The 19173-nt window shown below is 59.1% G+C and carries 19 protein-coding genes; 7 read left to right on the top strand and 12 right to left on the bottom strand.

Features of this window, described 5'->3' with window-relative positions; all coding sequences use genetic code 11:
- Positions 1–4 precede the first annotated feature (4 nt).
- A complete protein-coding gene (locus U9R61_RS01600) occupies positions 5–811 on the top strand; it encodes an isopentenyl phosphate kinase (RefSeq protein ID WP_322487078.1) in 807 nt (268 codons plus the stop codon).
- Positions 808–1788 (top strand): stage II sporulation protein M, encoded by a 981-nt coding sequence (locus tag U9R61_RS01605; protein WP_322487079.1) that lies wholly within the window; start codon positions 808–810, stop codon positions 1786–1788. Before U9R61_RS01600 ends, U9R61_RS01605 begins: the two co-directional genes overlap by 4 nt.
- An 11-nt stretch (positions 1789–1799) precedes the next feature.
- Here the strand turns inward: U9R61_RS01605 and U9R61_RS01610 are convergent, their stop codons facing one another.
- From U9R61_RS01610 to U9R61_RS01645, 8 genes are all read right to left on the bottom strand, one after another.
- Positions 1800–3767: a glycosyltransferase family 39 protein gene (locus tag U9R61_RS01610; RefSeq protein ID WP_322487080.1), complete on the bottom strand. Its 1968-nt coding sequence runs from the start codon at positions 3765–3767 to the stop codon at positions 1800–1802.
- Positions 3768–3981: 214 nt separating this feature from the next.
- On the bottom strand, positions 3982–4326 hold the full coding sequence (locus tag U9R61_RS01615) for a DUF192 domain-containing protein (protein ID WP_322487081.1): 345 nt from the start codon (positions 4324–4326) through the stop codon (positions 3982–3984).
- An 18-nt stretch (positions 4327–4344) separates the two neighbouring features.
- Positions 4345–5271: a type II secretion system F family protein gene (locus U9R61_RS01620; protein WP_322487082.1), complete on the bottom strand. Its 927-nt coding sequence runs from the start codon at positions 5269–5271 to the stop codon at positions 4345–4347.
- Positions 5272–5280: 9 nt separating this feature from the next.
- On the bottom strand, positions 5281–6279 hold the full coding sequence (locus tag U9R61_RS01625) for a type II secretion system F family protein (protein WP_322487083.1): 999 nt from the start codon (positions 6277–6279) through the stop codon (positions 5281–5283).
- A 42-nt stretch (positions 6280–6321) separates the two neighbouring features.
- Positions 6322–7716, bottom strand: coding sequence for a CpaF family protein (locus U9R61_RS01630; RefSeq protein WP_322487084.1), 1395 nt, complete (start codon positions 7714–7716; stop codon positions 6322–6324).
- A 51-nt stretch (positions 7717–7767) separates the two neighbouring features.
- On the bottom strand, positions 7768–9021 hold the full coding sequence (locus tag U9R61_RS01635) for an AAA family ATPase (RefSeq protein ID WP_322487085.1): 1254 nt from the start codon (positions 9019–9021) through the stop codon (positions 7768–7770).
- Between the two features lie 100 nt (positions 9022–9121).
- Positions 9122–10210 carry a Flp pilus assembly protein CpaB gene (gene cpaB / locus U9R61_RS01640; protein WP_322487086.1) on the bottom strand — a complete coding sequence of 363 codons (1089 nt, stop codon included), beginning with the start codon at positions 10208–10210 and terminating at the stop codon, positions 9122–9124.
- Positions 10211–10358: 148 nt separating this feature from the next.
- Positions 10359–11243 (bottom strand): alpha/beta hydrolase, encoded by an 885-nt coding sequence (locus U9R61_RS01645; protein WP_322487087.1) that lies wholly within the window; start codon positions 11241–11243, stop codon positions 10359–10361.
- Positions 11244–11358: 115 nt separating this feature from the next.
- Between U9R61_RS01645 and U9R61_RS01650 the strand changes: the two genes are divergently transcribed.
- From U9R61_RS01650 to U9R61_RS01665, 4 genes are all read left to right on the top strand, one after another.
- A complete protein-coding gene (locus tag U9R61_RS01650) occupies positions 11359–12015 on the top strand; it encodes a uracil-DNA glycosylase (protein ID WP_322487088.1) in 657 nt (218 codons plus the stop codon).
- Positions 12016–12265: 250 nt separating this feature from the next.
- A complete protein-coding gene (locus U9R61_RS01655) occupies positions 12266–14017 on the top strand; it encodes an alpha-amylase family glycosyl hydrolase (RefSeq protein ID WP_322487089.1) in 1752 nt (583 codons plus the stop codon).
- The gene (locus tag U9R61_RS01660) at positions 14017–14793 is read left to right on the top strand and encodes a HipA family kinase (protein WP_322487090.1); all 777 of its coding nucleotides are present in this window, start codon (positions 14017–14019) and stop codon (positions 14791–14793) included. The genes U9R61_RS01655 and U9R61_RS01660 overlap by 1 nt, the downstream gene beginning before the upstream one ends.
- Positions 14774–15211, top strand: a complete 438-nt coding sequence (locus U9R61_RS01665) for a DUF3037 domain-containing protein (protein ID WP_322487091.1) — start codon at positions 14774–14776, stop codon at positions 15209–15211. Before U9R61_RS01660 ends, U9R61_RS01665 begins: the two co-directional genes overlap by 20 nt.
- Before the next feature lie 14 nt (positions 15212–15225).
- Here the strand turns inward: U9R61_RS01665 and U9R61_RS01670 are convergent, their stop codons facing one another.
- From U9R61_RS01670 to dnaX, 4 genes are all read right to left on the bottom strand, one after another.
- On the bottom strand, positions 15226–15597 hold the full coding sequence (locus U9R61_RS01670) for a hypothetical protein (RefSeq protein ID WP_322487092.1): 372 nt from the start codon (positions 15595–15597) through the stop codon (positions 15226–15228).
- Between the two features lie 194 nt (positions 15598–15791).
- A complete protein-coding gene (gene recR / locus U9R61_RS01675; RefSeq protein ID WP_066788345.1) occupies positions 15792–16409 on the bottom strand; it encodes a recombination mediator RecR in 618 nt (205 codons plus the stop codon).
- A 17-nt stretch (positions 16410–16426) separates the two neighbouring features.
- On the bottom strand, positions 16427–16729 hold the full coding sequence (locus U9R61_RS01680) for a YbaB/EbfC family nucleoid-associated protein (protein WP_322487093.1): 303 nt from the start codon (positions 16727–16729) through the stop codon (positions 16427–16429).
- Positions 16730–16970: 241 nt separating this feature from the next.
- Complete coding sequence (gene dnaX, locus U9R61_RS01685) at positions 16971–18788, bottom strand: DNA polymerase III subunit gamma/tau (protein ID WP_322487094.1); 1818 nt, start codon at positions 18786–18788, stop codon at positions 16971–16973.
- Between the two features lie 256 nt (positions 18789–19044).
- Here dnaX and U9R61_RS01690 point away from each other — a divergent pair, with 256 nt between their 5' ends.
- The gene (locus U9R61_RS01690; protein ID WP_322487095.1) at positions 19045–19170 is read left to right on the top strand and encodes a hypothetical protein; all 126 of its coding nucleotides are present in this window, start codon (positions 19045–19047) and stop codon (positions 19168–19170) included.
- Positions 19171–19173: the final 3 nt, after the last annotated feature.

The following is a 19173-nucleotide window of genomic DNA, read 5'->3' on the forward strand; positions in this document are numbered from 1 at the left end:
TGCCGTGTATACCTTCATCAAATTTGGCGGTTCGGTCATTACCGATAAGACTGGACGCGAAGCGGCTGATGTGCCCGTGATCGAGGCTCTGGCCGGCGCAGTGGTGGCGGCGCGCACTGCCGATCCATCGCTGGCGTTAGTGCTCGGCCACGGCAGCGGCTCGTTTGGCCACCACTACGCGGCGCGCTACGGCGTTCATCGCGGGACGCCGCTCGATGCTGACCATACCGGCTTTGCCCTTACTGCTGCCGCGGCGCTGCGCCTTAACCGGATCGTGGTTGACGCCTTGCTCGCCGCTGGCGTTCCGGCGGTCAGCTTGCAACCGTCGGCTTCGCTGCGCAGCGCCAATGGCCAGATTACCGATTGGGAAACTACGCCGATCAGCGAGGCGCTTAAGCGCCGGTTGGTGCCAGTGATCCACGGCGATGTCGCCTTCGATATGGCCCAAGGCACCGCGATCATCTCTACCGAAGCGCTGCTGAGCTTTCTGGCGCTACGCAGTCCGCTGCAACCGCGCCGGATCGTGCTGGTCGGCGAGGCGGCGGTCTACACCGCCGATCCGCACCGTGACCCGTCGGCCCAGCCGATCCCGTTGATCAATCGCGCCAATATTGGGCAGGTGTTGGCTGGCGCCGGCGAATCGCGCGCCGCTGATGTCACCGGCGGCATGCGGAGCAAGCTTGAGTTGATGTGGCGCTTGGTCGAGACCGTACCCGGCTTAGAAGTCTACCTCATCGGGCCGCAACCCACCTTGTTGACCGCGGCATTGCTTGACCAACCGCTCGCTAGTGGCACTTGTATCCGGCAATGACCACGCCTGAACACCAGATTCGCCAACGCCATAAGGCATGGAAACGTCTGGAGGAGCTGATCACCCGCGCTAACGGCGGGATCGGCCAATTACCGGCGGATGAATTGCGCGAGCTGGGCCAACTGTACCGGCAAGTCGGCACCGATCTCGCTATTGCCCGCCGCGATTATCCCGATCATACACTTACCAACTATCTCAACCAGCTCGTGACGCGCGCTCACGGGGTGATCTATCGCTACAGCGCCGCCGAACCCAATCGGGTAGTCACGTTCTTCCGCTATACCTTGCCGCACACCTTCCGCGCTACGTGGCCGATGACATTAACCGCGGCGTTGGTGTTTCTGTTGCCGGCTATCGCCTCGTTTATCGCTGCCTTCCGCGATCCCGCCTTAGGCGAAACCTTCGTGCCCGGGGCTGATTTCATCGTCAATCAGATTCGCAACGGCGAAGAGTGGTGGTTACGGATCAATGAAGGCCCCGCCGCCGCTTCAGCCGAGATTATGACTAACAATATCACGGTCGCGATCAGAGCGTTTGCCGGCGGGGTCACGTTAGGGTTGTACACCCTCTACGTGTTGCTCGTGAACGGCTTGTTGTTGGGCACAGTTGCCGGCATTGCCCAACGCTTCGACTTTGCGATCAATCTCTGGGGCTTTGTCGCCGCGCATGCCACACTCGAATTCAGCGCCATTTTCATCGCCGGCGGCACCGGCCTGCAACTCGGTTGGGCGATCCTCCGGCCCGGCACGCTGAGCCGACGTGTCGCATTAGTCGTAACCGCACGGCGCGCCGTGGTGTTGCTGATCGGTTGCGCCTTGATCTTGGTCGTCGCCGGTCTGATCGAAGCCTTTATCTCACCCACCACCCTCCCGCTGGCCCTGAAACTGTTCGTCTCGATCAGTTCAGGCGTCCTCCTCTACGCATACCTGCTGCTTAGCGGGCAAGATAAGGAAGAGGGCAGCAATGAGCCAAGATGAGCGGGTACCCGTCATTCACCGCCGCCGGCCGGTCGCCGTATCAGCCGGATCGACTCCACAATCACCATTCCGCCATCACCGGTGCTGACCGGATCGAAGCGCAACCCGCCCGCGAGATCAAGTCGTTCGGCCAAGGCGGTGACATCCAGCCGGTAGGTAGTCACCGTCGCCCCCTGCGTTAAGGTAAAGCGGAGCGAATACGCTTCACTGGTCTGGCCAGCGGGGTCAAGGAGAAAGAGTTGGGCATCGCGCGCAGTGGTTGTCGCCGCCAAGCGCACCTCTACCGCCGCCACATCAGCCAGCGAGAACAGCAGCGGCGGACTGATCAGTGCCGGATCAAAGGCCGGCGTCACTTGCCAACCGGCAGCCGTCATGACTTCAGTCACTACTCCGGCAGCGCGCCAACCCCAGCGCCCAGCGCGAAAATCCCAGCCATCCGTCCACAATAACGCATTCGCACGCGGAATCATGCGATACGACGGCAGATCATCGGCCAACGCCACCGGTCGCAACTTGGCCTGGAGGGGGGCGTAACAGGCCGCCACCTGCTCGGCGGTCAAGCCAAATCGCTCAGCCGGAGTTGGCGGTTGGCCGGGCGGGGCAGGCGCCGGACGCTGCGCTGCATCGGCAATCAACACCGCATAGCCGCTCGCCAAGGCGGTCTCGATCCGTTGTTGGATCAGGGCGCAAGCCGCCGGCCAATCGCCGCCGCTCGCAGTCATTGCCTGATTAAGGCCATAGACGGTATCGCGCCCCCAGTAATGCGGCAGATAGAGTTCGAGCACACCATCGGCCACAATAATCAGATCACCGGGTTGACTCAATTCAGCAAGCGCCGCAGCAATCCGGCGTTGCAGATCGCGGTTGGCATCACCCCGTTCCACGAGCGCCGGCACATTGAGCACCAGCAGCGCTCCTGCCAGAGCGACACCGGCTACACCTGCCACCCCTGTACGCCAACGATCGAGCGCATGGCGCGAAGCCAACGCCGCGCTGAGTAGCACCGCCAGCGGCGGCAGGCTAGCAATCCAGAACTCGATATTATCCGGCTCCCACCAGAGGAAGAACAGGCCATACACCAACAGCCAGCTTAGCAATCCGGCCAGCAACGAGCGCGGCAACCGAGCAATCCCGCGCCACCCAGCCAGCAGCAGCACGCAGACCAAAACACCCACGATCGCGCCGCCGTTCATGGCCAGCGTTTCACTCCAACCCTTGCCCAAACCGGCCAATTTCGCGCCATCAATCGCGCCCCCCCAAAACCCGGTGCGGGCATAGCCGGTCAACCATGCCCACACCGCATCCCAACGGCGCATCCCGCTGACACCAAGCGCCACCCACAGATACGCGCCACCCACGATGAACCCCAGCGGCAGCAGATAGGCCATTCCCAAGCGCAGGCGGTCACGATGAGCGCCAACCGCCAACCCAATCGTCACCAGCGCCGGAATCGCTAACAAGGCATTGGTCTGGTGGCCCAGCACTGCCACTCCGTGCGCTACCCCCAGCCAACAGGCCGTCTGCCAGCGTGGCCGGCGCGCAATGACGGCCAACAACCACAGCGCAGCAATCAGGGCAACCGCGGCAAGGGTGTAGACCTCTATCTCTACGGCGTAATACCAATAGGCATAACTCCAACCAACGCTCAGCGCCGCCGCCAGCGCGGCAATGGTCGAGCCAGTCACAGCGCGACCGAGCAAAAAGAGCAGCGCCACACCGGCCGCGCCGGCGAGCGCATTCACCGCTTGCAGCCATAGCTCGGCGCTACCCTGCCAACCCAAGCTGGCCGCCAACCAGCGGATCAACGCCCCCAGCGGGCCGTAGAGGAGGTGATGGGGATGAAACAACTCTGGCCATGGCTTACGATCCACATCAAGGACATACGAGAGGGCATCATACGTATGCACCTTGGTTAATGTGAGCAGATAGAGGACAACAAAAACGACGCCGAGCAGCGGCGCCAGCCAGCGCGAATACATCTGGGAATCGTTCATTGGCGACGTTTAAATGAGCTAACTTCGCTATATCGGCAACTTCTCATCACGAGCAAAGCCACGATATGGGATATACAGAGTGAGGCAGTGATGCTGCCGCACTCTGTATAACGAGAGAGGCCAATCTCAACGAAATCATGTTTCCCGCAACAGATCTGTCCGCTGCGCACCCAATCGATGCCGTGACGCAGCAGAAGCTTCATTCTGCCACCGGCTGCACCACAATCTGATCACCGATGGCGGTTTGGGTGGCGGCAATTACCCCCGCCGGCAGCTCAAGTACATAGCGCGCACGCCGGTGACCAGCGTAGAGCTGCCATGGCGGCAATGAAGGATAGAGCGCCACTACCTGTCCCTGCCGATCAACGAAGATAGCATCAATTGGAAACCGCATAAAGAGCATATGAATGCTGTTACACGGTTCGATCAATAGACCGCTCTCCGGCGGTAATGATGATCGGCCTAACAAACCACGGCCCCGGCTGAGAAACGTGCGCGCCACTTCGCATTGGCGGGCAAGGACAGCACGCCGAGTTTGGTTCACAACTTGCACCATCACCGCTCAATTACCGCCCATCGCACCCAGCGCCATCATGATCCGCGGTACTGCCGGGCCAAGGATAACCACGAACAAAGCGGGGAAGATCAAGAAGACCATCGGGATCAGCATCTTCACCGGCGCCTTCTGGGCTGCCTCTTCTGCGCGTTGGCGCCGGCGCACACGCAACTGATCAGACTGGATGCGTAGAATCTTCGACATTGACACACCCAATTGATCAGCCTGTATCACCGCGGAAACGAAAGTCTGCACATCATCGACGCCGGTGCGAGCGGCCAGATCACGCAACGCCTCGCGGCGGGTGCGACCAAGGCGAATATCTTGCAACACGCGCTGGAATTCGCGTGACAATTCGTTATCCCACTTCTGCGCTACCCGCTGCAGCGCTAAATCAAACGCCAAGCCGGCTTCAACACTGATGCACAGCAGGTCAAGCGCATCGGGCAACGCCTTCAGAATATTCTTCTTGCGCTCTTTGATCTTCCGATCGAGCCAAATGCCGGGCAAGATATACCCAATCATCGCCGCGATCAGCGTCCCGATCAAGGCTTGCATCAACGGCAGGCGACCAATCACTAACAGCCCAATCAACATCATCAACACGATTGCCAGCGCCATGCGCAAGCCAATGAACATATTAGGCGAGATATTGCCGGGATTACCGGCCAATTGCAGACTCGTCCGCAACCGTTCCTGATTCTGCTTGAGGCCAAACCGGCCTAGCGTATTCAGCAGCGCGCGAAACATCGGGATGAGCACCCGTTCACGAAACGGCTGCTGCAACTCAAGATCTTCGAGCGACAGCGACACATCGGTATACTGATCGAGCCGCTCGCTGATCGCCCGCGACTGGTTCATCTGGCGCACCGCAACGATGAGCAGCGCAGCTCCGACCAATACGATCCCGGCGATAATCAAGATATCGATCATAGCTGCACCTCACACTTCGATATTGATAATCTTCTGGATCGCAAAATATCCCATTGCGATCATCACCAACGAACTCACCGGCATACAGCACCACGCCTCTGGCGGCATCCCAAACGTGAACAGGGGGGCCATATAACTAGGATTAACGACCGTAATAAACATCGCCAAGGCTATGGGCAGGCCGGTAATAATCCACGACGAAATTCGGCCTTGCGCAGTGAGGGTAGATATTTCACCCTTAATACGCACCCGCTCACGAATGGTATGGCCGATCGTATCGAGGACTTGAGCGAGATTCCCGCCAACTTCCATCTGAATGCTAACGGCGGTAATCAAGAGATCGAGGTCATCAGAGGGAACGCGCCGGAGCAAGTTTTGCAATGCTTCCTCGGTTGAGCGACCGAGACCAACTTCTTGCACCACGCGGCGAAACTCGGTCGAAGCTGGGACGGGTGCCTCACGCGAGACCATATCGAGCGTCTGCAAGAAGCTATAGCCGCCGCGCAGCGCATTTGCCATCATTGTGATGACATCACCCAACTGGTTATTGAACGCCTTCACCCGTTGTCTAGCGCGAAAACTCACATACAGATTAGGCAGAAACGAAAAAACAATCGCGCCAACCAGTGCTGCGGCCACTTGAGCACGAAAATCAGCCCGCCCCAAGATCATGCCAAACACCACGCCAAGCAGGGCCGCCCCCAGCTTCAGGCCCATAAACTCGGCCACGGTGAGTTTCAGATCGGCCCGCGCCAGCTCATTCTTGATCGAGCTGCCCTGCTTACTCCGTGAAACAACAGCATCAATCCGCTCGATCGCTTGGCGCGTGACAGGCTCATTGGGTCGTTCTTGCGCTTTGCCACCGGCATACGTCTCAAGGCGCTGCGCCACATCAACCGTAGCCGACTGCCGCATCAGCGCCACCACCACGACCAGCAGCAAGATCAGCAAGAGACCTAATATGCCTAACGTGACCGGCATCATCTCCGGTGATAACAAGACATCCATAGGATCGACGCCTCCCTCTAGCGCCGGCGGTGGGCGGGATGCTTAGAAGCTGAAACGCTCCGACGAACCAAAGATGGTTGGCGGCAAGAAGATATTTAGCGCCTCGAACTTCTCGAGGAATCGCGGTCGCACCCCAGTGGGGCGCAATTGGCCCACAATCTTGCCCTTCTCATCCATACCGGTCTGTTCAAAGACGAAAATATCCTGCAAGACGACCACATCGCCTTCCATCCCAGCAACCTCGGTGATTTGGGTCACTTTGCGCGAACCATCTTTGAGACGCGACTGTTGGACGAAGACGTGGATAGCGGAAGCGATTTGCTCACGGATAGCGCGCGCGGGCAGATCCATGCCTGCCATCAAACACATCGTTTCAATACGGCTAATGGCATCACGCGGCGTATTGGCGTGGATCGTCGTCATCGAGCCATCGTGACCGGTATTCATCGCCTGCAACATATCAAGCGTCTCACCGCCACGGCACTCACCGACGATAATCCGTTCGGGGCGCATACGGAGACAGTTAATCACCAGATCACGGATCGTAACCTCACCTTTGCCTTCAACATTTGGTGGACGTGACTCAAGCGTTACGACGTGATCTTGGCGCAGTTGCAACTCAGCAGCGTTTTCGACCGTAATAATCCGCTCGTCTTCTGGAATGAACGACGACAGCACATTGAGCAACGTCGTCTTGCCTGAACCGGTACCACCGGCCACCACAATATTCAGCCGCGCTTTGACGCATGCCGCCAGAAAATCGGCCATATCTTGCGACATCGAGCCAAAGCGCACCAGATCTTGCACCGTCAGCTTATCCTTGCGGAACTTGCGGATGGTAATCGTTGGCCCATTCAACGCCAAGGGGCGAATCACCACATTCACACGCGACCCATCTTTGAGCCGGGCATCGACCATCGGCGACGACTCATCGACGCGCCGGCCCAGCGGTGCCACGATTCGATCGATAATCCGCATCACGTGGTCATCGTTGGCGAAGGTGATATCGGTTTTGATCAACTTGCCCTTCTTTTCAACATAGACCTGTTTCGGGCCGTTGACCATAATCTCACTGACATCTTCATCGGCCAGCAATGGTTCGATCGGCCCCAAGCCGATGATATCAGCCGTAATGCTCTCAAACAGGCGCTGGCGCTCGGCGCGTGACAACACGATGCTCTCGCTATCGAGAATCGCGTTAAAGATCTCTTCGACCTGCTTACGCACCTTGGCCGGATTATTGAGATCTATCTGCGGATTCAACTCGTTAATAAGACGATCCTGCACGCGCGAACGCAGCTCACGGAACGTCTCGTCCGTGCTTGGCGCACCAGCCGCCGGTAACCGGCCGGTTGCTTCAGACCGGATCGGCGCACGCGACGCCGCCGGTTCGACCGGTGTAGGGACGTTCCCACCAATTCGCTTCAGCAACGACATCGCGCTCACCTCCCTGATCGATACCGCAATCACCGGTCAATGCCACACGCATCAACGACGGGGAATCAGACCGCCGAACAAACTGCGCGACTTCACCCCACTCTCGGCTGTCGCCTCTTTGCTCGCTTTTGCAACCAATTCCCGCGCCAGATTCATAATATCCTTCGCCACTTGATGGTTGGGTTTCGCCATCACGATTGGCGCCCCCTGATTAATCGCCAACGTCATTTCCTGCGCTGCATCGCCAATCTGCAATGCCAACTTGCGTTGCAGGTGCTTCTCTACCTCATCAGCACGAATCCCAGTGCGATTGGTCGCCTTATTCAAGACCAACATCACCTTCTCGGAAGGGTAGCTCAGCAGATCAGACACTTCAAGGAAAAGCTTGACATTGCGGATGCAGTGCATCTCGAGCGTCATCAAGGTCACGATGCGCTGGGCCATATCAAGCGCGGCCAGCGAGCGGTCTTGAAACGAGGCCGGCGTATCAACCACGACGTAATCATACTCGTGCCGCAACACCTCAAGAATGGCGCGGATATGATCAGCCGTCACCATTTCACCCCGTTGCGGATCGAGCGGGGCCAGCAGCACCTTCACTTGGGTGGGATGGGTTGCCATCACATCGTTGAGCAGATCGTGATCAAGCCCTTCGATCCGCGCTGCAACGTCAACGATCGTCTTATCGGCGCGCAGATTAAGAATAACGCTCAGATCGCCAAAAATCACATTCCCGTCAACGAGAGCTACCTTCTTATTCGTTTGCTGTCGGATCGCGATCGCCAAATTAGCGGCAATCGACGAAACACCCACCCCGCCTTTCGGGCTAAACACAGCAAAGATCTGGCCCTCGACCGAAGGTTTTCCGGCTGCTGCCGCACCAGCCGCTGCGCCACCGGCAACCGTCACCACCGGACGCATCGCTGCCAGTTTGGCAACATGCCGGATGGAACGGTAGAGGTCATCGGCGCTAATCGGCTTGATCAGAAACTCGCGTGCGCCGGCCAACATCGCCCGCCGGATATAATCAGTCTCGCCCTGCACGCTCATAATGATGACTTGAATGCCCGGATCTTGGGTTAGAATCGCTTCGGTGGCAGCGATTCCATCCATATCGGGCATATTGATATCCATCAAAATGACCTGCGGACGGTACTGGCGGGCGAAAGCAATCGCCTCGCGCCCATTGCTCGCCTTAGCCACCACTTCGATATCTTTTTCAAAAAAGAGCAACTTCTCGAGCTGATCGCGCGTATCAACTACATCATCCACGATCATCACTCGAATCTTCTCGTCGTCACTCATGCCTTAGCTCCTCAGACCTCGTCATGTATTGGCCGCAACGGGCGCGCATCATTTCTGCTTACTGTCATTGTACTCTAGAGCCGGCACCAATGGAATAGAGTTATGGCTGCGGAGTTGGCGTCGGCTGTAAGATAGGCGTTGGCCGCAACGACGACGGGGGTACGGTTGGCGTCGGCGCCGGCACGAAGACTTCATCGGTGCTATAGACGCGCGGCTGCAACGGTCCGGGCAGCGGCAAACCAAATTCACGCACCATATAATCAATGGTCACGCCGATGGTTTCTTCAATATCACTATCATCGGCGCTCCGCAACGCCAACACGATGCGCGCGCTACTTTGGAGAGCAAACTCGAGCAACTCGATTTCTTGATCGGTCAGGGCAAGCACTAACACCCACGACCCTTCCGTCAGGTAGTTTGTGCTAGTACTTGGCGCGCTGCTAACCGGCTGATTAATCGGCTGCCCGGAAGCATCAACTGGCGGTGGGCCGCTACTGGTGGGAGGTTGGTTCGCAGCACCTTCTTCAGTTGGAACTGCTTCCGGCGGTGGCCGTAAAATCTGCAACACCTGCGCACGCTGAATAATCGTCTTAGTGGTGAAGAAGGTCTGTTCACCAACGTATTCGTAACCACTGGCGAATTGATCATTCGTTAATGGAGAAGATTGGACTGCAGTAGGTCGTACAATCAAACGATCAACCGAAAACGTGGCAATCACATCCACAAAATCATTAACTGCCACTTGATCCGCCACACCTGACAAACTATCAACCGAGATCGGATATGCCTTCACCTGCGCTTGGCCGGGCTCGGCGGTCGGCATCCGTTGGGCAAGGCCGGCGTCGCGCACATTATCGCGCCGGATCGACTGGCCGGCCACGACCGGGTTGATCAGCAACTTGCCGAGGACATCATTAATGTTGCTAAATTCGTTCTTTTCGTCAAATTCGGTGATGGGCACTTCCACCACATCGAGCAGCGCCGGATCGTTGAGCAAGGTATTGGCGTCAAGATCCACTCGCGCCTGCACCACGCGCACGAGCGGCACTATCGTTGGCGTCGGTGGAAGTTCCGGTGTTGTCGAGGTCGTAGTCTGTCCCGCGCCACCGCGCAAGAGCAAGAAAGACGCCAACCCACCAATAATGACGATGAGGCCGATGAGTAGAAACAGTAATGCGCCACGCCGCATAGAAGGCAACCTTCCTGTTCAGAGCGAAGCCGGTCAACTTCGCACATTGCCTTGCCCATTATAGCATACGCTGGCAAGAGGGAGCAGGAAGTTTACGCCTTTTATGCGGCGAAGTAGTCTTTACACTTTATCATTGCTACTGTAAACACTACGACAAATAATCGTTTTCTCCATCGAGAAAGCGCGCAATTGCGTGATAGCAAGCCGCCGGCTCTTCAACCATCGGCACATGACCACAATCAGGAATGAAATAGACCTTCGCATCCGGCAAGTAACGGCTGAGCGCTTTGACATTGATGGGTGGAAAGACCGGATCATAGCGCCCGCTGATCAACAACACCGGCGGCAATGGCCGTCGCACGGCGCGCTTGAGTTGGGGATGACCCATGATCGCCGCCGCTTCTATTGCGACCAGCGGATCCATCGCGACGAGATCGGCAATGCCTTGCGCTAACAATGAACTATCGAGCGGGCGGCGCACCATCGGGCGGGCCAGCAATTCAGGCGTGGGAGGCATCGTCCACCATACCTGTCGCCATTGCTGAGTCACACCCCACCATGGCCGCCACCAGATCAGCCACGGTCGCCAATATGCCGCCGCTACTTGCCATTGCGCCCCAGCGATCGTGACCAGATTATCCTCGTAGAGATTGGCGCTGAAGCCAAAGCTGATCAGTCCTAACCGCTCGATCCGTTCGCAAGCGAGATCGGCAACGGCTAACGCAATCGCCGCGCCAAGTGAATGACCAACCAGCGCAAACCGGTCAATATCGAGCGTATCGGCAACCGCCAGCACCGCGCGCGCATACGATGCCAACGTCACCGGTTCGTCCGGCGCCGGCGAAGCCCCACAGCCGGGCAGATCAATGGCAATCAACCGCCGATTCGGCAAAAAAGCCGGCGCCGCTTGCCAATAGCGGCTTGAACCGCCCCATCCATGCAAAAAGAACAGGGGGCGTCCCTGACCAGAAACCCGAAACGCGACCGGACCAAGCGGACTTTCAATTTCCCAGAGTGTCGGCGACGTTGACATGGCAAACCTCCTCTGTTCGCTGGATTCCACTATAATCCCAAACAGTTACAGAATGTTATCAACTGATACGATGGCAGTCGACAAATATGTCAAATAGGTGATGAGGGAGGGATGCGTGGCGAGTGAGATAATTGCGGAATTGATCGCAGATCTCGCGTTGCTGCCAACGCCGGCCCATACTGTCAACATGTATGCATGGGAGGCGAACGATGACGAGCAACGGCACGGCAATGCCATCCGGCGGGCGAATCTGGCCTTGGCGCTGCAACTGGCGTATGAGCGCGGCCCTGATCTAGTGCTGATCGGCGAAGCTCCCGGCTACAACGGCGCGCGCCGCACCGGCGTGCCGTTTACCAGTGAACAGATCTTGTTGGCGGGGGTCGATCCTCCCGGCCAATTTGGCGCGGCGCGCGGCTTCCGGCAAGCCACAAACGATGGGCGGATCTCGCGCGAACAGACCGCGACCATCGTGTATCGCGAACTCGCGGCGCTGAACCGGTTTGCGGTGGGATGGAACACCTTCCCGTTGCACCCGCACCAACCCGGCCAGCCACAGAGCAACCGCACCCCGCGCCAGAGCGAATTGGCGCTCGGCTTGCCATTGTTGGCCCGCGCCTGTGCGCTCTTTCCCGGCTGCCGAGTGGTGGCGATGGGGCGGATTGCGAGCCAAGCGCTAGCCAAGCTTGGCATTGCACACCACGCCGTGCGCCATCCAGCCCAAGGCGGCGCGCGCCAGTTTGCCGAGGGATTGCGGAGCGTCTTGAAGACATAAGGTGCAGAGGACGCAGAGGCGCAAAGGGTTTGGATGTTCACGAAAGTGTGCTTGGGAAGCTGGGATCCGAATGGGTTACGCCTTCGTATCGTGGCTTGAAACACCTTGGCATTCAGATTGCTTTGCATCTTAGCGCACCTTCGCGCCTTTGCGGTCAGACTCGCTGCGCCTTTGCTTCCTTTGCGTCTCTGCGTTGCAGATTTGCTATAATGCAGGCAGACGCAATTAGTTGATTACAAAATGGTTTCTTATGCACCGATTATCCTTGCTCTTGCTAACGGCAATGCTTTTGGCAGCGTGCGGCCTACCGGCGGCTACGCCACCCACCCCCGCCGAGACGCCAACTTCCGCTGCCACCCCAACGAATACCCGCCCGCCAACGCCAACCCGTGACCCGCGGTTGCCGACCTTGCCGCCTCGCATCACCCCCGGCCCTACTGCGACGCCGTTCCCGCTCGCAGCCGGTTGGTGGGAAGGCGCGGTCTGCTATGAGATTTTTGTGCGCTCGTTTTACGATAGCGACGGTGACGGGATCGGCGATCTCAACGGGATCATCGCCAAGCTGGATTATCTGAACGATGGCAACCCCACGACCACCACTGATCTCGGCATTAACTGCATCTGGCTGATGCCGGTAGCCGAGGCGGCCAGCTATCACGGTTACGATACGATTGATTACTACACCGTCGAAAAAGATTACGGCACCAACGACGATTTTAAGCGGCTGGTCGCCGAAGCAAATAAACGCGGGATTAAGATCATTATCGATCTGGTGCTGAACCACACCAGCACCCAGCACCCGTGGTTCCAAGAGGCGTTGCGCGACCCCAATTCGCCCTACCGCGACTGGTACCTCTGGTCGGCGATCGACCCCGGCTACCGCGGCCCGTTTGGTAACAACGTCGTCTGGCACAAATCGCCGGTGCGCGATGAATATTACTACGGCGTCTTCTGGGGCGGGATGCCTGATCTCAACTTCCGCAATCCGGCAGTGACGGCGGAAGCCTACAAGATCGCCCGTTTTTGGGTGGAAGAGATGGGAGTGGCCGGTTTCCGGCTCGACGCGATCAAGCATCTGATCGAGTACTACACGCTACAAGAAGACACTGCCGAGACGTTTGAATGGCTACGCGAGTTTCGCCGCTTCCTTGAGCGCGAGCTGCCGGGCACCTTTACGGTCGGCGAAGTCTTTAACGGCAACCCGCGCACCTTAGCGTCGTATTACCCCGACCAGCTCGACTACTACTTCGAGTTTGAAGTCGCCAAGCAGATTGTCGGCGCAGCCAATACTGGGTTGGCGCGACTGTTGATGCAAGCTGCCCAAGACGCCTACACCAAACTGCCCTACCAACGGTGGGCGCCGTTTTTGACCAACCACGACCAAAACCGGGTCATGTCGGTGCTTGGCAACGATTTTACCAAGGCGAAGCTAGCAGCGCTGGCATTGTTGACCATGCCGGGATTGCCGTTCATCTATTATGGGGAAGAGATTGGCATGCTCGGCGTCAAACCCGATGAACGCATCCGCACGCCGATGCAATGGACGAAAGAGGAGTTTGGCGGCTTCACCAGCGGCTTCCCGTGGCAAATGCCACAGCTCGATTACCCATCGAAAAATGTGATGCTGCAAGACGAAAACCCGGATTCGCTGCTCAATGCCTACCGGCAACTGATTCACTTGCATATCAACACACCGGCGCTGGCCACCGGCGACTTTATCCCGTTGCAGGCCAAAGGCGACGACATTGCCGCCTACATCCGGCGCAGCGGCGATGATATAGTAATAGTGATCATCAATTTCGACGCCCTCTCGACCGAGCCGTTTACGCTCTCGTTGAGCGGGAGCGATTTGCCGGACGGAACGTACCAGCTCGTGTCGCTGTACGGCACGCCACCGGCCCCGCCGGCGCCGCTGACCATCAGCAATGGCGCGATCGTCGAATACCAACCGTTCACCGAAATCCCGGCCCAGACGGGCTATATCTTGAAGGTGGAGCGTTAATGTTACGGAGAGTGACGGCCACCCGTTATGTGGCGCCGCTACGTGAAGGCGGCTCGCTGCCGGCGATTGTCGAAGCCGACGACGACGGCCTGTACGTGGTCAAGTTTCGCGGCGCGGGGCAGGGGCCAAAGGTACTGGTCGCCGAGCTGATTTGCGGCGAACTGGCCCGCGCGCTCGGCTTGCCGGCACCGGAACTAGTGCTGATTGAGGTTGATCCGGCGTTGGGACGCAACGAACCCGACGGCGAAATACAGGACTTGGTAACGGCTAGCGCCGGGTTGAATCTGGCTGTTGACTTCTTGCCGGGCGCGCTGGCGTTTGATCCGATCGCCATTCGCACCGTCAACCGCGAATTAGCCTCGTTGATCGTCTGGTTTGACGCCTTTATCACCAATGCTGATCGAACGCCGCGCAACACCAATTTGCTCTGGTGGCACCGGCGGCTGTTTCTGATTGATCACGGCGCGGCGCTGTACATGCATTACACGTGGCACGATTATCAAAGCCGGGCCAGAATGCCGTTCAGCCAGATCCGGGAGCATGTGCTGTTGCCGGCGGCAACCGAATTAGCGACGGTTGACGAGACGCTGGCACGGCAGATCACCCGCGACCTGCTGTGGGAGATTGTGGCGAAAGTTCCGGATGAATGGCTGGCCGATCCGCGCTTCCCCTCGGTTGAAGCGCATCGGGCAGCGTATGTCGAATACCTCAGTCTGCGGCTGGCAGCGCCGCGCGCATTCGTACAGGAGGCCATCGATGCCCGCGAGCGCCTTTGAGTATGCTCTGTTGCGGCTAGTGCCGCGTGTCGAGCGGGGCGAACAGATCAACATCGGGGTGGTGCTGCTCTGCCGGCAACAACGCTTTCTCGGCGTGCGCACGCAACTCGACGAGGGTCGAATTGCCGCGCTCTGGCCCGATCTCGATCTTGAGCCGGTGCGTGAGCAATTAGCCGCCTTTGAGTTAGTCTGCGCCGGCGGCAGGGCAGCGGGGCCAATTGGGGAACTGCCGATCTACGAGCGATTCCGTTGGCTCACGGCGACGCGCAGCACGATTATTCAACCCTCAGCAGTGCATTGCGGGTTGTGCGAGCAAGCGCCGGCGACACTTGAGCACATCTTTGCCGAGATGGTGCTGGTGCCGGGTGAGGTGATGACGCCGCATAGCCGCGAAGAGACGCAAAACGAAATCGGGTAAAGCGGCTATGGCGCTCACAACTCGGCGCGCACCCGTTCGACCATGGCTTGGAGCGCAAACCGGGCCTTGCCCAGATTAGCAATCTCGCTGAGCACGCCGAGCACACCGTAATAGCCGGGCATAATCTGGGTCGCCAGCATTAACAGCGCATCGGTTTCGATCACCAGATCGCGCACATAACCGGCGCCAATCCGGTCAGCCGCCGCGGTCGCCCGCGAGGTCAGTTCGGCCAATTCGAGTTCGGCCAACTCGATATCGAGATCAAGTTCAACGGCGGTGGGGTGGTAGGCCATCGCCACACTGAGGCCATCGGTGCCGACGATACCGGCAAACTGGGCGCCTTTGATGCTGGCGATCGTTTCGTTGAGGATCGTGGTGACGTTCATAACAGTGTGATTGGGTTATTGCGAAGCGATTGTATAGAGCGGTTGTTTCATCTTGTGGGCTAACGCTGCGAGTGACGTCGTCCGCTATCGTGGGGGATTGCTTCGCCGCGCAGGGCAATGCGGCGCATTGCCCCTACGCGCGGCTCGCAATGCAATGACATCAGCAGCGGCGCTCTGCCGCACCCCGATTGCCCCTACAACTCCCGCCGGCCTTCCAACGCCGAACCAAGCGTTTCGGGATCGGCCCATTCCAGATCGCCGCCAGTGGGCAGGCCACGGGCAGGGCGCGTCACCCGCACGCCGAGTGGAGCCAGATCGCGCAACAGCAAGAAGGCGGTCGCTTCACCCTCGGTATTGGGATTGGTGGCGAGAATTACCTCGTTGACCGGCTCGCTGCGCACGCGGGCCAGCAGCTCATCAATCTTGAGATCCTCGCGGTAGATACCCTCAAGCGGAGCGATATGGCCGTGCAAGACGTGGTACAAGCCGCGATACGCGCCGGTACGTTCGATCGCCAGCACATCGAGCGGCTCTTCAACCACGCAAATCTTGGTCTGATCGCGGCTGGGATCGCGGCAGATCGGGCACAGCTCGCCGACGGTGATATTGAAGCAGCGCCGGCAATACCCCACTTGCTCTTTGACATCGAGGATGGCCTGCGCCAGCGCTTGGGCCTGCTTCGGCTCAGCGCGGAGCAGGAAGAAGGTCAAGCGCGAGGCGGTCTTGGGGCCGATGCCGGGCAGCTTGGCAAACTCCTCGATCAAGCGGGCCACTGGCGCAGCGATCAACGTTTGTTCTGGGTGAACGGCCATACCTTCCCCGCAGCGGCTTAGAACAGCCCCTTCAGCCCGCCAGTGAGCGGCTGCATCCGCTCTTCGGCCAACTGCTGGGCTTTGCGCGAAGCGTCGTTAATGGCAACGAGCAACAGGTCTTGCAGCATATCCACATCATTCGGGTCAACCACCTCGGGCGCAATCGTGATGGACTGCACCTCACGGTGGCCATTCATTTTGACCGTAATCGCGCCGCCGCCAGCTGTGCCCTCCACAATGGTGACGGCCAATTCTTCCTGCACCTTCTGCATCTGGCGCTGCATCTGCTGGGCCATCTGCATCAGTTGGCGTTGATTCATGGAATCTGCTCCTTTCACGCACTGGTAAAGAGGTTTACATTTGGGTTTGGCGTGCGGCATTCAAACTGCCGCCCCCAAAACTGTCACGCTGAAAATCACAACCTGTTGGTAAGATTTGGAATGCGGCAGTTGCACTGCCGCACGCCATACTGTCGTACGCAGACAACCCACTCACGACCGGTCACAGAACCGCACGCTTCTTCTACACAGGGTACCATACTGCGCGCCGCTTGTACAGCAATCATTCCGGTTCGAGCGGCTCAATATCCACGATCTGAGCATCAAAGATATTCAGAGCAGCGCGCACCAATTCATCTTTGCGCGCCTCGCGAATCTTGCCGCGCAGATCGGTAGGTTCGACCGATTTTTCTTCGATGGTGCAGCGGACGGCATAGACCTTGCCTAACCGGCGGCGCAAGACCTCTTCGATAATCGCCCGATTTTTCGGCTCTTCCAGTCGCTCTTTGTGAAATAAAGACGACACCAGCAAGACGATGGTATTCCCTTCAACATCGTAGGGACGGGCGCTATTGAGCAGCGCCTGCACGGTCGGGCTGCGCGGGCGGACATCGCGCTTAAAATCTTCCCACGTCGCTTCGAGTTGTTCGAGCAATGACAGTTCGGCGTCAGCGGCGCGAGCGACTGCTGGATCAGCCGGCGGGCGGGCGTGTTGGGCTGTGGCCCATGCCGCTGGCGGCGGAGGCGGCGGATCAGTGACAGGAGCAGGCGCGGGCGCTGACGGTTCAGGCGACGGCGCTGGCGTAACCGGCGGCGGATCGGCAGAGGCTGGCGGGCGCGATGGTTCAGGCGGGCCAGCCGGTTGCGGGCGGGAAGCGGGGAGGGGCGCAACGCTAGCACTCGTGACAAAGCCAAATTGACTCTCAGACAATTGCGGGCGCGGCGCGACGGCTGGTATACTCGGCTGGGGCCGGGCCGGTTGCGTACGCGGCGCTAGCGGTTGGGGCATGGGGGCGGGAGCGAGCAACGCTTCGACCACCGCCACTTCGAGCGGCAGGTGGCCGTAGGGCGTGGTGCGCAACTGGTAATCGAGATTGCTAAACAGCTTCACCCACTGCACCAGCGCCACCATCTCGGCCTGCTGCGCCCACTGCGCCAACTGCGCCGCCTCATCGTCGCCGAGATCGAGCAGCGTGCGATCGCCGGTCGCCTTGAGCAACATCACCGCGCGCAGCCGTTCCACCAGATCGCGGGCAAACTGGCGCAGATCAGCACCCTGATTCGCCACCGCATTGACCGAGCGCAGCGCAGCGGTCAGATCAGCGGCGAGCAAGGCCGCAATCAACGCATCTACCTCGGCGGCAGCGGTCATGCCGAGCAGACTCTGCACGTGGTGCAGGGTAATCGGCCCCTCGACGAACGAAGCCAACTGTTCGAGAATGCCGAGCGCATCGCGCATACTGCCGGTCGCAGCGCGGGCAATCGCTTCGGGAGCGCCATCGGCCAGCGCGATCCCCTCGGCGGCGGCAATCCGGCGCAAGTGGGCCGCCATGGAAGTCACGCTATGGCGGACGAAGGTAAAGCGCTGGCAGCGCGACAAAATCGTCGCCGGCACCTTATGCACCTCGGTCGTGGCGAGGATAAAGAGGGCATGATCGGGCGGCTCTTCGAGCGTCTTGAGCAGGGCATTAAACGCTGCCGTCGAAAGCATGTGGGTCTCGTCGATGATATAGACCTTCATGCGAGCGACGCTCGGACGAAACTGCACCCGCTCGATAATCTCGCGCGCATCCTCCACGCTAGTATGGGAGGCGGCATCCATCTCGATCACATCAACCGCGCGGCCCTCGGCGATCGCCGTACACATCTCGCACGTCCCGCAGGGACGCGCCGCCGGATCGGGATGGAGACAGTTCACCGCCTTGGCCAGCAAGCGGGCCATCGTCGTCTTCCCGACGCCACGCGGGCCGGTGAAGAGATAGGCATGGCCGACCCGGTCTTCGGCAATCGCATTGCGCAGCGTCTGCACCACATGCTCCTGCCCCACCAGCTCGGCAAAGGTTTGGGAACGCCATTTGCGGTAGAGTGACTGAACTGCCATCGCGCTTTCAGGTGTCGGTTGGTCAGCAGATGGTATTATACCAGAGGCGAGCGGACAGCATATCTGATCCAGCATCCGGCCCTCAAGGGTCGGGCTACTATTACGAAGCCCGCTACGCGGGCTGAATAGCCACGAAAAGACACAAAAGGCACAAAAACATCCCGTACGATATCTGGCGCGCGGTGGTTGCCCACTGGCTGGCAAAGCTCACCGGCGAGCATGTGCCGGCAGCTCGTTGGCACGAGAGGTTGCTTGGGTGCGCCAAAACCCGGAACCGCTGGCCCGCATCGCGCAGGCGGCTGACCGGCGCCTAGCCAGCGAGCAGCGTTACGGGTTGATCGTCTTCGACGCCCTCGACCGCACTAGTACTGACCAGTACTGACTG

The sequence above is a fragment of the Chloroflexus sp. genome, from assembly GCF_034431535.1.
GTDB lineage: Bacteria > Chloroflexota > Chloroflexia > Chloroflexales > Chloroflexaceae > Chloroflexus.